This window comes from Antarcticibacterium sp. 1MA-6-2, from assembly GCF_021535135.1.
GTDB lineage: Bacteria > Bacteroidota > Bacteroidia > Flavobacteriales > Flavobacteriaceae > Gillisia.
Genome location: NZ_CP091036.1, coordinates 4,292,882 through 4,308,346, shown reverse-complemented (window position 1 = coordinate 4,308,346; position 15,465 = coordinate 4,292,882). Strand labels below are relative to the sequence as shown.

General features: G+C 38.0%; 13 protein-coding genes and 4 pseudogenes. 2 read left to right on the top strand and 15 right to left on the bottom strand.

Going from position 1 to position 15,465, the window contains the following annotated elements; all coding sequences use genetic code 11:
• Positions 1-31: 31 nt before the first annotated feature.
• From LZ575_RS21755 to LZ575_RS21705, 12 genes and pseudogenes are all read right to left on the bottom strand, one after another.
• A complete protein-coding gene (locus LZ575_RS21755; protein ID WP_235327318.1) occupies positions 32-988 on the bottom strand; it encodes a CdaR family protein in 957 nt (318 codons plus the stop codon).
• Positions 972-1,986 (bottom strand): annotated as a pseudogene (locus tag LZ575_RS21750) (glycosyltransferase). The gene LZ575_RS21755 and the pseudogene LZ575_RS21750 overlap by 17 nt, the downstream one beginning before the upstream one ends.
• A gap of 87 nt (positions 1,987-2,073) precedes the next feature.
• Positions 2,074-2,895: an enoyl-ACP reductase gene (locus LZ575_RS21745; RefSeq protein ID WP_235327316.1), complete on the bottom strand. Its 822-nt coding sequence runs from the start codon at positions 2,893-2,895 to the stop codon at positions 2,074-2,076.
• Between the two features lie 44 nt (positions 2,896-2,939).
• Positions 2,940-4,592, bottom strand: coding sequence for a DNA repair protein RecN (gene recN / locus LZ575_RS21740; protein WP_235327314.1), 1,653 nt, complete (start codon positions 4,590-4,592; stop codon positions 2,940-2,942).
• Between the two features lie 55 nt (positions 4,593-4,647).
• Positions 4,648-5,538, bottom strand: a complete 891-nt coding sequence (locus LZ575_RS21735) for a DUF4835 family protein (protein WP_235327312.1) — start codon at positions 5,536-5,538, stop codon at positions 4,648-4,650.
• A pseudogene (gene coaBC, locus LZ575_RS21730) lies at positions 5,531-6,741 on the bottom strand (bifunctional phosphopantothenoylcysteine decarboxylase/phosphopantothenate--cysteine ligase CoaBC). Before coaBC ends, LZ575_RS21735 begins: the two are co-directional and overlap by 8 nt.
• A gap of 3 nt (positions 6,742-6,744) precedes the next feature.
• Positions 6,745-7,074 (bottom strand): DNA-directed RNA polymerase subunit omega, encoded by a 330-nt coding sequence (locus tag LZ575_RS21725; protein WP_235330791.1) that lies wholly within the window; start codon positions 7,072-7,074, stop codon positions 6,745-6,747.
• Between the two features lie 11 nt (positions 7,075-7,085).
• Positions 7,086-7,898 carry an outer membrane protein assembly factor BamD gene (locus LZ575_RS21720; protein ID WP_235327310.1) on the bottom strand — a complete coding sequence of 271 codons (813 nt, stop codon included), beginning with the start codon at positions 7,896-7,898 and terminating at the stop codon, positions 7,086-7,088.
• 90 nt (positions 7,899-7,988) lie between these two features.
• Positions 7,989-8,866: pseudogene (dapA, locus tag LZ575_RS21715) on the bottom strand (4-hydroxy-tetrahydrodipicolinate synthase).
• Positions 8,867-8,868: 2 nt separating this feature from the next.
• A complete protein-coding gene (locus LZ575_RS24475) occupies positions 8,869-9,015 on the bottom strand; it encodes a DUF6913 domain-containing protein (RefSeq protein ID WP_409187231.1) in 147 nt (48 codons plus the stop codon).
• Positions 9,016-9,160: 145 nt separating this feature from the next.
• A complete protein-coding gene (locus LZ575_RS21710; RefSeq protein ID WP_235327308.1) occupies positions 9,161-9,385 on the bottom strand; it encodes a DUF6913 domain-containing protein in 225 nt (74 codons plus the stop codon).
• Between the two features lie 68 nt (positions 9,386-9,453).
• Positions 9,454-9,999: a hypothetical protein gene (locus tag LZ575_RS21705; RefSeq protein ID WP_235327306.1), complete on the bottom strand. Its 546-nt coding sequence runs from the start codon at positions 9,997-9,999 to the stop codon at positions 9,454-9,456.
• A gap of 311 nt (positions 10,000-10,310) precedes the next feature.
• Between LZ575_RS21705 and LZ575_RS21700 the strand changes: the two genes are divergently transcribed.
• Both LZ575_RS21700 and LZ575_RS21695 read left to right on the top strand, forming a co-directional pair.
• Positions 10,311-11,072 carry a 5'-nucleotidase C-terminal domain-containing protein gene (locus tag LZ575_RS21700; RefSeq protein WP_235327304.1) on the top strand — a complete coding sequence of 254 codons (762 nt, stop codon included), beginning with the start codon at positions 10,311-10,313 and terminating at the stop codon, positions 11,070-11,072.
• Entirely contained in the window at positions 11,072-11,977 is a 906-nt protein-coding gene (locus tag LZ575_RS21695) for a metallophosphoesterase (protein WP_235327302.1), read from the top strand. The genes LZ575_RS21700 and LZ575_RS21695 overlap by 1 nt, the downstream gene beginning before the upstream one ends.
• A gap of 59 nt (positions 11,978-12,036) precedes the next feature.
• Here the strand turns inward: LZ575_RS21695 and ligA are convergent.
• From ligA to LZ575_RS21680, 3 genes and pseudogenes are all read right to left on the bottom strand, one after another.
• Positions 12,037-14,034 (bottom strand): annotated as a pseudogene (gene ligA, locus LZ575_RS21690) (NAD-dependent DNA ligase LigA).
• 35 nt (positions 14,035-14,069) lie between these two features.
• Positions 14,070-14,741: a VOC family protein gene (locus LZ575_RS21685; protein ID WP_235327300.1), complete on the bottom strand. Its 672-nt coding sequence runs from the start codon at positions 14,739-14,741 to the stop codon at positions 14,070-14,072.
• Between the two features lie 27 nt (positions 14,742-14,768).
• On the bottom strand, positions 14,769-15,350 hold the full coding sequence (locus LZ575_RS21680; RefSeq protein ID WP_311195895.1) for a TIGR00730 family Rossman fold protein: 582 nt from the start codon (positions 15,348-15,350) through the stop codon (positions 14,769-14,771).
• Positions 15,351-15,465 lie beyond the last annotated feature (115 nt).

Sequence of the window (15,465 nt, the reverse complement as noted above, 5' to 3'; positions counted from 1 at the left end):
TTCCTATCCCGCTAAGTTAAACCAATGATCCTCATCTCTTAATTACAAATTGAATTCTTTTCTCATTAAGCCTAACATTGTTGACTATTCCGGGTTTTTGAACTACCTGCGCCAAAAGGTAACCATCACTGGCCAGGGCGTTTTTAAAATCTACTACTACTTTAAAAGAAGAAGGCTTCACTTTTTCAAAATCCTTCAGGCTTACCTGATAAAAAAGAACCACTTCCCTGGGAAAAATCACCACATTAGTATTATCTGGCACATTTACAACTTCAATAGGTATCTCTACTCTTCCTTCAGTAAATTTATCGGTTCTAAGTGTAAAATTCACCTCATCATTAAAAAAGGAAACATTCTCCAGGTTACCGGTTTGCAATTTTACTTTTCCCTTAAGGTCACTGTTGATGTTGGTAATTCGCAAAGGCTCAGTGCTTACTTCTTCAAGCGTATCCAATATACTGGCAGGCCCGCTTACCCTTACTGTATCTGGTGATAGCTGTATATCTTCTAATGCGGAATAACCCACCGCAAAATTTAATTCTATATTAGGAATTACACTTACCGTTTTTACCGCCTTTTGCTCAAAATCTATATTAAGATTGGGCTGAAGAAAATTTGCATCTTCATATTCTAAATTTATCTGGGAAACTATCGCAGGTTTTTGTTGTTCCAGGTCATACACCAGGACATTTCCATTTTCAGTGGCATTGCTAATATCAATTGCCAAAGTAGGAGGAAGTAATTTATACAGGGCAATGTTAAAACCATAATCCCTCATTCTTATATTAAGAGATTTGGGATTATCAGGACCCAATAGTTTATCTGCAGGAACATTGATATATTCCAAAGGTAATTGCAAGGTTACCGTGTACTGCTTTGAAAATTGAACAAACACCCAAATAACCGTAGAAAATCCAAGGAAGAACAAAAATGTCTTCAACGGTCCTTTCTTGATTAACGGAGTAGAATTTTTATTTTTTTTCGGCATCTTTAAAGAACAATTTAGGAAAAGCTACTTGAGGATCCATCTTTAAAAATTCCAGTTTCCAGGTGGAAATTATAAATCCCGTACCATAACCCCAAAACTGAATAAAGGTTGCAACAACTGCAGCCGTACCAATATTAACACTTTTATTTTTTATGGAAGCATCTACAGCAATAATGATAAAGTACAGGAAAAATAAGTAAATAAAAAAAGGTGCACCAAGTAAAGCGATTAGTATTGCCAAAAGAAATCCGGTAATAAAAAATGAGGGAAACCAATAAGTTATTTTTGCTGACTCAGGATGCCATTTATTTAATAAGCCTTACCAGCCCGAACTTGTGAACCTGGTTTTTAAATTTCTCCCAGTCAATCCTTCTTTTATGAAAAACTTCAGCATCTGAAATTAGAGCAATTTTGTATTGAAGCTTTCCCAGTCTCAACGAGAGATCGGGATCTTCTCCCGGATGAATTTGGCCAAATCCACCAGAAGCAAGAAAAGCTTCTTTAGATATTCCCATATTAAAACTTCGGGGTTGAAATTTTGAAACAGATTTTCTTCCACCTCTTATACCCCCTGTAGTATAAATTGAAGTCATAGAATAGTTAATGGCTTTTTGAATTTTGCTGAAACTCTCATGTGCAGCATCAGGGCCTCCAAAACAGTCAACGTAGTTCTTCCTTAAATAATTGTCTACCACTTGAAGATATTGGGGCGGAAGGATTACATCTGAATCAAGAATGATAAAATAATTTCCCCCGGCCCTTCTCATTCCAAAATTGCGAGAATCCCCGGGACCGCTATTTTCTTTAAAAAAATAATTTAATTGCAGCTCGTCCTTAAACTCCCGAATTACTTCTTTACAGGTGAGGGAAGAACCATCTTCCACAATTACGATTTCAAATTTCCGATCAAATTCCAGAGCTGCCATACTTTTCAGCAGTTCCCGGATTTCACCCGGACGGTTAAAAACGGGAATTATAAACGAATAGTCTAATTGCATACCTGCAAGTTCTTAAAATTTCTGATTTTACCGGATAAAACTTAGCCCCGAAAGTCGGGGCTAAAATATGTGTGTTTCAAAACATAACTATTCCTGATCCTTCACAAATGCCTGCATAACCTGCTGGCTAACTCCCATATTTGAAAATCCGCCGTCATTGTATAAATTCTGAAGGGTTACTTTTTTAGTAAGGTCAGAAAATAAAGTCACTGTATAATCTGCACATTCCAGTGCTGTAGCATTTCCAAGAGGCGACATTTTATCTGCATAAGCTATAAATCCGTCAAAACCTTTTACTCCCTGTCCTGCTGTAGTTGGGGTTGGGGATTGGGAAATAGTATTAACCCTTACTTTTTTCTCAGTTCCAAAAAAGTAACCAAAGCTTCTTGCTATAGACTCTAAATACGCTTTATTGTCGGCCATATCATTATAGTCAGGAAAAACACGTTGTGCAGCCATATAAGTAAGAGCAACAATACTTCCCCACTCATTCATAGCGTCTTTTTTATATAAAACCTGCATAGTTTTGTGAAAAGAAACAGCCGATATATCCCAGCCTTTTGTAGTAAAATCATAGTTCATATCTGTATAATGATTTCCTTTTCTCACGTTTACCGACATTCCAATGGAATGCAAAACAAAATCCAGTTTTCCGCCAAGTATCTCCTGGGCCTTTTCTACTAAATTTTCCAGATCTTCAACATTTGTTGCATCTGCAGGAATAATTTCAGAATTGGTTTTTTCACCTAAACTTTTTAAAGTTCCCATTCTTAAAGCAATAGGAGCATTGGTTAAAACAAAAGTACCTCCTTCTTCGTGCACTCTTTCAGCAGTTTTCCATGCTATCGAGTTCTCATCCAGCGCACCGAAAATTATTCCTCTTTTTCCTTTTAGTAGATTGTATGACATGTATAATGATTTTGGTTGTTTAAGTCAGTAAATATAGAAAACTTTTAATTGAGTAGGGCTTTTGCGTGAGCCATGGCAGACTCACTTTTGGTGTCTCCCCCTAACATCATCGCCAGTTCTTCTATACGTTCCCCGGTTTTTAGCTCCCTTATCTTAGTTACAGTAGTTTCTCCAATATCTTCCTTGAATATTTTGAAGTGGCTGCTACCTTTTCCGGCAATCTGCGGAAGGTGAGTAATGGAAATTACCTGCATGGTATTCCCCATTTTCTGCAAAATATCTCCCATTTTTTGAGCAATATCTCCCGAAACTCCTGTGTCTATTTCATCAAAAATAATAGTAGGCAGTTTACTGTTAACAGCAAGAATACTTTTTACGGCCAGCATGATCCTGGAAAGTTCTCCGCCTGATGCTGCTTTTTTTATATCGGCATAATCTCCTCCTTTGTTGGCAGATAAAAACCAGCTTAATTGGTCCTGCCCATTTGAAAAAAATTCCTTTTGAAGCACAAGCTCAATTTTTAGCCTTGCATTGGGCATTCCCAAATCACTAATGATCTTCTCTACTTCTTTTGTAAAACCAGGAATTACAGCCTCGCGATTCTTGTGAATTGCCGCAGCAATTTTACTAATCTGCAGTTTTTTATTCTGAATTTCCTTCTGAAGTTGTTCCAGGTTTGCCTCAGCATTTTCGGTCATATCAACCTGTTGCCTTAAAGCAGCCGTAATTTCCAGAAGTTCCTCTACCGTTGAAGCAGCGTGTTTCTTTTGAAGATTGTAAATAAGCTGAAGTTTATTGTTCACCTCCTCCAGTTCTTCAGGATTAGCTTCTACTCTCTCCAGAGAATTTTCCAATTCCTGTGCAATATCATCCAGTTCAATTATGACGCTTTGAACCCGCTCCTGCAAGCCTGCATAGGTAGAAGATAAGCCAGAGATTTTTCCAATACTTCCCCTTACTTCTTTCAAGGTGGAGAGACTCCCTATTTCTTCCTGTCTTATCTGGTTAACTGCACTCCCGAGATGCTCAGTAAGAACTTCAACGTTGTTTAATTCTTCATACCGCTCTTCTAATTCCTCCTGCATTCCGGCCTTCAGCTTTGCCTCTTCAAGCTCTGTGAGCAGATAAACGTTGTAATCATGTTCCTTAATTGCTCTTGCCTGTTCTTCCTTCAAAACCGTAAGGTCCTGCTCAAGTTTTTTTAATCCTCGCAATTCCCGCCGATATTCCAAAAGAAGATCTCTGTTTCTTGCAAGCACATCTAAAACCTGAAACTGATATTGATTTTCACCCAAACTTAATGTTTGATGTTGACCGTGAATGTCGATCAAAAGATCTCCCAGTTTTACCAGGATAGGTAAAGTAACAGGTGTATCATTAATAAACGCCCTCGATTTTCCAGATGCCAATATTTCCCGCCGAACAATAGTTACATGTTCAAAATCCAGATCTTCTCTTTTAAAAAAATCCAAAAGATTATAATTTGAAATATCAAAAGTTCCCTCTATCACACATTTGTTTTGGGTATTCCTAATGACACTATAATCTGCGCGTTTTCCCAGAAGTAAGCCAAGAGCACCAAGCATTATAGACTTTCCGGCATAAGTTTCTCCTGTAATTATAGTAAATCCCTGTTGAAGATCAATTTTAATATCCTCAATAAGAGCGTAATTTTTTATAGATAGTGCTGTGAGCAATGTAGATCAAATTTGAAGATAAAGATACATGAGAATTACTTCCCAATCAACAGAATTACATTTGTATGCGCCTCCAGTTTTCAGAATACATTGGGGCCACCCTGTTAAGTGTTTGTACCAGGTTTGACACTGGAACATTAGGCCCGGCGGTGAAAACTTGCTCTATTTCCTGTGCTTTAGCGTCAAAGAAAACCCGCATCAACAATGAATTAGGCCTGCTTTGGTTAAGCTCCTTTAAACCTTCAATGGCATTTGCGATAGATTGTTTGCCCACAGCAGGATCCTTGTGCATGAGGTCCAGTCCTACGCGATGATATTCATAAAGTGCAGCACGATAACCACTAAAGGCATTTGAAAGGAGGTCGGCATTAAGCCTGTACCTTGATCGGTTACCGTCAGATCCACGCCAGCCTATCATATTTCCCTGCTGTGCAGTTGTAGCTATCCTATTCGCTTCTTCAAAATATTGGGTTCCACCGTTCAGCTCAAAAGTATCAGCATCAAGTCCTAATATTGTATAAACATAAAAGGTAATTACAGAAACCAGGTTGGAAGAGTAAGCATTCTGGCTATAGTTTAAAGGTTCAAATTCCCTGTAGTTAAAGCTCAACTGCTCATCATTAAAATTGAAAACAGGTGTAATTAAAGAGGATCCAAAAACCGGGCGGGAAGACTGCACCTGGATAGTTCCCGTAAAAGATTCATTATCAAAAGAGGTTATATTGATGAAGATACTGCAGTTTATCCTTTCATTAGGTTCAAACTCCCTATTTGTCCAGGTGGTTTGGTTTACAAATTCAGAAAGGCTTCGCTGGAGCGTATTAAAAACAGTAAGATTAGCCTGTCCCGTTTGATCGGAATTGACCACTACCTCACAATTAAGTTCCTGTGCAGGAACTACGTAAGAAACAAAAAATAAAAGAATAAGTATTGCAATTCTATTCATTGAACAAAAGAATAACTTCATTTAAAATATCAACAGCAACTTCTGATTTTGGTTTTAGGGCAAAATCCTTTTTTCCCCTTCCTGAAATTATGGAAATTTTATTGGTTTCACTTTTAAAACCTGCTCCTTCATCGTTCATGGAGTTCAGGACGATAAAGTCCAGGTTTTTTCTTTTTAATTTTCCTTGTGCGTTCTTTACCTCATCATTTGTTTCCAACGCAAAACCTATAAGTTTTTGATGCTTTTTCGATTCCCCCAAAGACGCAAGTATATCCTGGGTAGGTTCCAGCTCAATGTTAAGATTAGTTTCTTTCTTTTTAATCTTTTGAGCAGCTATAATTCTGGGCTTATAATCTGAAACTGCTGCGGCCGCTATTACAACGTCTACTTTTCCGTAATATTTATGAACCTCATTATACATCTCCCGGGCACTTACAATGTTAACCTGCTGTATATTTTCCCTTTCTGCCTTTAAATGGGTTGGCCCTGTAACAAGTATTACCTTTGCTCCCAATCCTGCTGCAGCTTTAGCCAATTCAAAACCCATTTTTCCGCTGGAATGGTTTCCTATAAAACGAACAGGATCTATAGCTTCGTATGTGGGACCAGCAGTAATCAGGATCTTTTTTCCGGCTAACGGCATTTTTTCAGAAAGACTACGGGTAATAAAAGAAATGATATTTTCAGGCTCTGCCATTCTTCCTTCCCCGGTCAATCCACTGGCCAGTTCTCCACTTTCAGCAGGAATTAAAATGTTTCCATATGATTTTAGAACTTCCAAACTTTTCCTGGTGGCAGGATGTTGGTACATATCCAGATCCATTGCCGGGGCAAAATATACCGGACATCTTGCAGAGAGATAGGTGGCGAGAAGAAAATTGTCACTTTCTCCTGAAGCCATTTTGGAAAGAGTATTAGCAGTAGCAGGTGCTATTAACATAAAATCGGCCCAAAGGCCGATCTCTACGTGATTATTCCAGGTTGCATTTCCTTCTTCTTCCCTGGTAAAGGAAGAGATCACCTCATTTTTAGAAAGAGTAGAAAGTGTAAGAGGTGTAACAAAATCCTTAGCCGCAGGTGTCATGATTACTTTCACCTGTGCACCTAAGCCTTAATGAATAGTCTTACTAAAGGAGCTGTTTTGTAGGCAGCAATTCCGGCTGTAACACCTAAAAGCACCTTTTTGCCCTCCAGCACACTCATCAATTATTGGTCCTCGGTATCTTTTGTATTCCTGTAGTATATTTTGTCTTCCAACCACTCCTGCACTGCAAGAGAATGTGGCTTAGGTAATTTCTCGTAAAACTTGGAAACTTCTATTTGCTCCTTGTTCTCGAAGATCTCATCCAAACTATCATTGTAAGTAGCGAATTCATCTAATTTCTCTAAAAGCTCCTTTTTAATTTCAGAATTGATCTGAGTTGCTCTTTTAGAAATTACCGCAATCGCCTCGTAAATATTATTTGTTGGAGCGTCTACCAGGTTCTTATCGATAGTGGTAGTGTTTATTGGCGCATTGATCTTTTTTAAATCCATTATCATTCTTATTAAAAATTTTGTAATCTTGAGTCGAGGTCCCGGTAAGAAGCCTGAATAGGCTCATAATATTCGCTTCCCGCAGGGTAAGATTTTATATAACTATCGTAATGTTCTTTAGCCGTCTTAAGACGTTCTTCCATTAAATATTGGTAGCTATTTATTGCCAGCTGGTATGCAGAATCAAAACGGTAATAAGCTGCTGCCTCTCTAAAAGGAGTGCCGGGGTATTCGTTGATAAAATTGGTAAATGCTATAATAGCCGATTTATAATTCTGGGTATGGTGGTAATTCTTTGCTATTTCATAAGCTTTCTTCTCAACCTTGATCCTAAGATCCTTAGCCAGCTCATTTGCTTCTTTTAAATATTCACCTTCAGGATATGCATCTATATATTTCTGAAGTTCAGCAATAGCTTTATAGGTATCGGTTTGATCAAGGTCATATCGTGGGGAAAGGAAGTAATAGCTCCTTGCACTTTTAAACTGAGCTTCTTCTACCCGCTCGCTGTTAGGGTAAGCCTGAACAAAACGTTCAAACTGATAACCTGCAAGATAATCCTGTCCCAGTTCATAATAAGTATCAGCAAAGAGAAAAGTAACTTTTTCTCCCTGCGGTTTCCCCCTGTACTGCGGAACAATTTGTTCAAACAATCTCAAAGCCTTCCGGAACTTAGATTTACTGTCTTCTGCCTTAGCTTCAGTATAGAGTTTTTCGGCAAGTGCATATTTTTCTCCCGGTTCAGCCTCTTTCAGCACCTTTTGATATTCGCTGCAGGAAACAAGCATTAGAAAAATACCTGATAACAATAAAAATTTTTTCATTTCTTTAAAAAACATCTGGCAAAAGTACTCTTTTCTATTATATTAAAAAAACTTTCATTTCGGTCAAAAATTGTCCTGCTTCAGAAAGAATTAAAAGTTTTCTACAAACTCCTTTATATCTCTGGTCAGTTTATCTGAAGCCTTTACTAAAGGAAGCCGCAAGACATTTTGACATAAATTTTTTAATTCCAGTAATGATTTTATCCCTACCGGATTTCCTTCAGCAAAAATAAGATCAATTGCTTAAGCGCTACCTTATAATGTAATTCATAGGCTGCTTTAACTTTTTCTTCCAGGGCCAACCGAACCATTTTCGAGAATTCCTGTGGAAATCCCTGCGCGATCACAGAGATTACCCCGTGTCCTCCTGCAAGGATAATGGGTAAAGTAACCATATCATCTCCCGAAATTATCAGGAAATCTTTAGGTAAAATTGAAACCAGTCTCATCGCCTGTACAACATCACCCGCTGCTTCTTTTATACCAATAATATTTGGACAATCTGTAGCCAGTCTTTTTACAGTTGCAGGTAAAATGTTAGATGCTGTCCTTCCGGGAACGTTGTAAAGGATTATTGGCTTTGGAGAAACTTCTGCCAAAGTTTTATAGTGCTGATAAATTCCTTCCTGTGATGGTTTATTGTAATATGGAGAAACAGACAATATTGCTTCAAAAGCTGAAAGATCTGTAGTCCTGAATTCTTCAACCAGGACTGCAGTGTTATTACCTCCAATTCCCAGAACTAGCGGAATCCTTTGGCGGTTAGCTTCAACAATAGTCTTTATTACCAGGTCCTTTTCCTGTTTACTCAAAGAACCACTTTCACCTGTTGTACCCAGAACTACCAGGTAATCTATTCCGTTTTCAATTTGATTATTAACAAGGTCTACAAGTGCTTCCTCATCTACACGATTATCTCGGGTAAAAGGTGTAATTAAAGCAACTCCTGTACCTATTAAATTAGTCATTTTCAAATTCGTTTAATCAGTTTTAAATATTTCAATAACTCGTCTACAAAAAGGGAAACGTCACCTTCAGTTTGTAAAATCAGATCATAAAGAGCCTGATTCTGTTGATACCTTCCAACTTTAATCCCTGCATCGCAGTAAGCAGTCAATAAATGAACCGCAGTATTAGATTCGCTAAGCAAAAGTAATAAGAAGATCAACGCCTTTTGCAGCAAAATCCTTTAAATCGTCATTATTTATTTCTGCTTTAAGATCAATATGTCTCCTGCGGAATTCAATAGCATCAACATCTGCTTAGTTTTTATCATTTCCAGTAAATAGTACTACCCGAAAATTGCTGTCGGCAATTTTAAGTTTGGTCTTGATCTCCTCTAATTCCTTTCTGGCGCTTTTATTTTTATTGTCCAGGATTATACCTAAAGATTTCACTTCCCCGGTAAAGGTGGTGGGTTCCTGCTCAGATACGATTTGTGCAATTTTTCTTCTCGCTGCCGCGAGTTTAAATCGGTTTAGGATCATAAGGAATTTTTACGGGAAGAAAATAGACATTCTCTCACTAACGTCCAAAGTGCAGATAAAGTATTTTACTATATCATACTTGCAAGCCGTAACTGTTTTTCTTTTGTTGCAAAAAATGAAGCAGCGAAAACAGCACAACCAAGTCTTATTAAACTCTCTGTTATCTCAATACTTAAATCTTTTAAATAGAAGATCCCCATATCGCGCAGAACATCTGCAAATATTAATCCCAGTGCAAGAGAAATAAAGAACATGGATTTTCTTGAATAAGAATTGAGATAGTATATAAAAGCGGTTATACCCAGAATTAATAAATTGAGATAATAAAATATATAAACTGAATAAACGATGTCGTTCTTGATATATTCGTTCAATTCAATGACATGATACCCTAACAATCCGCCATTGATTCCTACCACCAGGAAAAAGTATATCATCATAAAACTGCTGCCATTTTTGACTACTGTGAACTTTATAGCCTCTGTTATTAGTATGGTATTAGCAACCGACATTAGAACCAGAGACATCTCATGAGAAAAAAGCTTTGGATCAAAAAAGCGCGCGCAATAGGATAAGATTGAGAAGAGCAGATAAAGATAGAATCTTTTTTTCATTTTTTTCAAAGGCTGAAAGACCACAAACACAGCGAATAGAAAAAAAGAATATGAGTAGTATTTTCCAACCAAAAGGTGTCGGTAAGAATAGCCCAAAAATTTATTAATATAAATATAAATAAACCTAGCCTTTCCGAAGTTTGTTAGTTTCATTGGGGGGGTGAAATTCGGGTAAATATAAAAAAATACTCAAAAATTGCCCAATCTGCTCTCTATTATTTTTAACTTTTCCTTAAGATTCTACTCTCTCTTTTGAAATGACAACCTCCTGCTAAAAAGTATTTATCTTTGCACTTTTAAAACACCTTTAAATGTCCCAACGCTTTTTGTGCCTCTTCCTTTTAGTTGCCTGCTCCTATTCCTGCAAAAAGGAGAATTTTAAACCTGTTGAAATTTCTTCTAAAAGATTTTCTATTGACAGCAACATTCCTTCTGAAACTTCCATAGCCAATTTTATAAAACCTTACTCAGAGCATATTAATCGCAGCCTTGACAGTACAATAGCTTTTAACCCTCTAAATCTTGATAAGAAAGACGGGGAACTAAATACTGCATTAGGAAATCTAATGGCCGATATAGTTATGGAACAAGCAAATCTTCCTTTTAAGGACCAGACAGGAAAAGAGATAGATATTGTTCTTCTTAACCACGGTGGAATAAGAGCCGCAATAGACAAAGGTCCTGTTACAGCCCGAACAGCTTACCAGTTAATGCCCTTTGAAAATGAAATTGTAGTAGCCGAGTTGACCGGGAACAGGATCAAGGAAATGATCGCTTACCTCGAAAACAACCGAACCGCACATCCCATTAGTGGAATGACAATTAAAATGGATGAAGATTTTAAAGTGATCAATGCAGAGGTACAGAATTTGCCTATAGAAGATGAAAAAAAATATTTTGTTGCAACATCAGATTATTTACAACAGGGTGGTGATAATATGATTTTCCTGAAAGATCCTGTGAATTTATACAGAACAGGTTATAAGATTAGGAATGCTATAATAGATTACTTTAATAAGATTGACACCATTCAAACCCAAAGGGACGGTCGCTATATAAGAATTACCAATTGATGAAAAGGAGAAATTTTATCCAGGCTACGGCAGCGACAGGAGCATTTATAGGATTGGGAGGTCTTTCACTTTCTTTTGCTGAAAGTTCCCGAAAACACATTACGATCCTGCACACGAATGATGTCCATAGCCACATAGAACCTTTTGGCCCCGACAACACCAGGAATCCTAATATGGGTGGTGTCGCCAGGAGAGCAACTTTAATAGAAAGAATTCGGCAGGAAAATCCCAATACTTTATTGCTGGACGCGGGAGATATTTTCCAGGGAACTCCATTTTTTAATTTCTATGGGGGAGAGTTGGAATTTAAGCTGATGACTAAGATGAAATACGACGCTGCAACAATAGGAAATCACGATTTTGACAACGGAATTGAAGGTTTTTACTCTCAGTTACCACATGCCGATTTTCAATTTATTTCTTCAAATTACGATTTTAGCAATACCATCCTTGATGGCCACGTTCTTCCTTATAAAGTTCTGGAACGGGACGGAGTAAAAATTGGAATTTTTGGCTTGGGTATTCAATTAGAAGGGCTTGTTAGTGAACATCTCTACAAAGAAACCAAGTATCTTGACCCGATTGAAATCTCAGAAGAAATGGTAAGGTTCCTGAGAGAACAAAAGAAATGTGACCTGGTTATTTGCCTTTCCCACCTGGGCTTCGACTATAAATCAGGTGCAATCTCTGATGTTAAGCTGGCGCAGAAGACAAAAGGAATTGACCTTATCATTGGTGGCCATACCCATACCTTCCTAGAAAAACCCGAAGTTCTTCAAAATCTTGAAGGGAAACAGGTGATTGTAAATCAGGTAGGTTGTTATGGCCTCTATTTAGGCCGAATAGACTTTTACCTTGACAGCGACAAAATGATATCCACAAAAGGACTTCAAATCTCAGTATAATATTATCACCAAGTCCCGTAGGGGATGCCGACAATTCTCCCCGCTGGGGCTTTGTTGATTTATTTAATCATTTTTAAAAATTCATCTTCCGATAAAATTTTTGTTCCGAGTTGTTCTGCTTTGGCAAGTTTACTTGGTCCCATATTTTCACTAAGCTACGAGATAGTTGGTTTTTGACGAAATTGATCCGGAGACCTTTCCGCCGTTATCTTCTATTAATTTTTTGAGATCATTCCTGGAGATGGTATTAAAAACTCCTGAAATCACGAAAGTTTCTCCTCCAAGTTTGTCTGTTTGATGAGAAAATTCTTCAGCTTTAATTTCCAGCTGTACACCAAAATCTTTCAGTCTTTGCACCAGGATCCTGTTCTCTTCAACAGCAAAAAAAGCAGTTACGCTTTGGGCAATCCTTTCTCCAATTTCATCAACATTCACAAGATCTTCTTCTTTTGCTTCTGAAAGTACCGCAATACTCTTATAGTGTCTGGCAAGTTTCTTTGCTACCGTTTCACCTACATATCTTATTCCCAAAGCAAACAGAACCCTTTCAAAAGGAATTTCTTTTGATTTCTCTATTCCCTGGATAAGATTTTCTGCTGATTTATTTGCCATTCTCTCCAGAGGAAGGATCTGCTCTTTTTTCAGCTCGTATAAATCGGCATAATTTTCTATTAAACCTTCGCGGACTAGCAATGCCACAGTCTCACCTCCAAGCCCTTCAATATCCATTGCTTTTCGGGAGATGTAATGCTGAATTCTACCTACTATCTGCGGAGGACATCCACTAAGATTAGGACAATAATGCTGGGCCTCCCCTTCGTTCCTTATTAATTTTGTTTCACATTCAGGACAGTGCGTGATGTAATGAGTTTCAGCAGAATTTGGATCTCGTTTAGTAAAATCCACCCCAACAATTTTTGGAATAATTTCCCCTCCTTTTTCAACAAAGACTGTATCTCCTTCTCTTATATCCAGTTTCTCAATTTGATCGGCATTGTGAAGGGATGCCCTTTTTACAACAGTCCCGGCAAGCTGCACCTAGGTTTTAAATTTGCCACAGGTGTAATTGCTCCGGTACGGCCTACTTGATAAGTGATCTTCTTTAAAACTGTCGCTTCCTGTTCTGCCTTAAATTTGTAAGCCATTGCCCAACGCGGGGATTTAGCTGTATATCCAAGCTCCTCCTGCTGCCTGAAATCATTTACCTTTACAACTACCCCATCAATTTCATAGGGTAGATCGTGCCTGTGCTGTTCCCAGTAATTCACAAAATTGAGAACCTCATCGACACTCTTTGCAAGTTTAGACTCTTTCGGAACTTTAAAACCCCAGGCTCTCGCTTTTTCCAGACTCTCAAATTGCGATTTCACATTCAGGTTTTCCCCAATGATGTTGTAAAGCAAACAGTCTAAAGGCCGCTTAGCTACTTCTGAACTATCCTGAAGTTTTAAAGTTCCCGAAGCCGTGTTTCTTGGATTGGCATAAGGTTCCTCCCCTGCTTCCACTCTCTCGGCATTCAGTTTTGCAAAACCTTCGTATGGCAAAACGATCTCGCCCCTGATATCAAATTTCTCCGGATAATCCTTTTTTAGGTGAAGAGGAATAGATAATATCGTTCTTATATTGTTAGTCACATCATCTCCCTGAACTCCGTCCCCGCGGGTAACTGCACGTTTTAAAATTCCTTTTTCGTAAGTAAGACTTATTGATGCTCCGTCGTATTTTAACTCACACACATATTCAACCTTTCCATCCACAATCCTCATAATTCGCTTTTCCCAGTCCTCCAATTCTTCTTTAGAATAAGAGTTGGAAAGAGAGTACATAGGATAATCGTGAGATACGGTTTGGAAATTTTTTGTTACAGCGCCACCCACTCGTTGGGTCGGGGAATTGGGATCAAAGAGATCGGGATTTTTCTCCTCCAGTTCCTGCAACTCCTTTAGCTTCATGTCAAACTCATAATCACTAATTTCCGGCTTGTCCATTACATAATAGTTGTAATTATGTTGGTGTAGTTCTTTCCGAAGATTAAGGATCTTATCTTTTGTGTCCATTTAGGTTCTGGTTTAAAGCTGTAGTTAGATTGTTCTTAGGCTGAATAGGTAGTTAATTTATCGTTCTCAAATTTTAAATAATATTGTTTTCCCCGATGTGAAAATTTTATTTTGAAAGGAGATGCAAACGCTTTATCTTCTGTAGGAAACCAATCTTTAAGTTCTTTATTAATCGTGATTAGAAGGCCTTCGTCATCTCCAATTGCAGAGAATTTCTCAAAGTTGCCATCATACACCTCTAATTCACAATTCTTCTGAAGGAACAAAAACTTCTCTTCAATATTTTCGGTGGCAAGGCCTATTTCTGCCACTCCTATTATATTTTCTTCAGAAAACAAAGATGATTCGGGCTTGAAGAGATTCCGCCGGGCAATGAATTCTACAATATTTTTATCAGCATCGTAGAAATAGAATGACTTCGCACTCCAATTGCTGAAATCGATAATTTCATCGGAGTTATTTCTAAGAATAGGTACTTTCCCTTTTGTCCACGTTAAAGCGATCTCTTCCTGCTTATCGGGAATGTGGAAGGCTATATGGTAAGGTGTGGCATTATTATCTTCAGTAAATTTAATACTGGTGTAACCTACTTTGACTTCAAATGAAGTTTCGTCGTATACCGGAATCTCAAGTTCCAGGACATCACGATAAAATTTTAGCTGTTCCGTAAGGTGTTTGCTTTGTAATTCCAGCCTTTCGATCTTCATATTTTCCTCATTACGTCTGGTTCTTATTCATCCATTTTGGCACCTAAGCATAGGTACAAATGCTTCCAGTTTATCCAGAAGTTCTTCAATATTTGAAGACACCTGTACCAGGTTCATATTTTCCTCTCTTAACAGCCCCTTACTTACCATCTTATTCATCAATTCAATAAAGTCATCGTAATAGCCATTACTGTTTAGGATACCAATTGGTTTCCTGTGCAGCCCTAGTTGGCCCCAGGTGAGAATTTCAAATAATTCTTCCAGAGTACCAAAACCTCCCGGAAGAGCAATAAAAGCATCACTTAAGTCATGCATCGTCATTTTTCTTGCGTGCATGTCTTCTGTGGTAATTAAATTTGTAAGTCCTGTGTGAACGACTTCCTTTGTTTTTAAAAAATCTGGAATTACTCCGGTTATTTTGCCGCTTTGCCCGAGAACACCCTTCGCCACCTGAACCATAAGTCCTAATCTGCTGCCCCCGTAGACTACTTCAATTTCTGCCTTTGCCAGAAATTCTCCCACATCATAAGCTTCTTTATAAATAACAGAGTCTAGTCCGTCACTGCTGGCGCAAAACACTGCTAGGCTTTTAAATCTGTACTTTCTCAAAATTTACTTTTTTTCGCCTTTTAACATTCGGAAATTTCCGAAAATATCATTTCGTAGCTCAGTCAAAAATCCCTCATTTACCAGGAGTTCCTCTGTTTCCCTGCTCAAATATTGG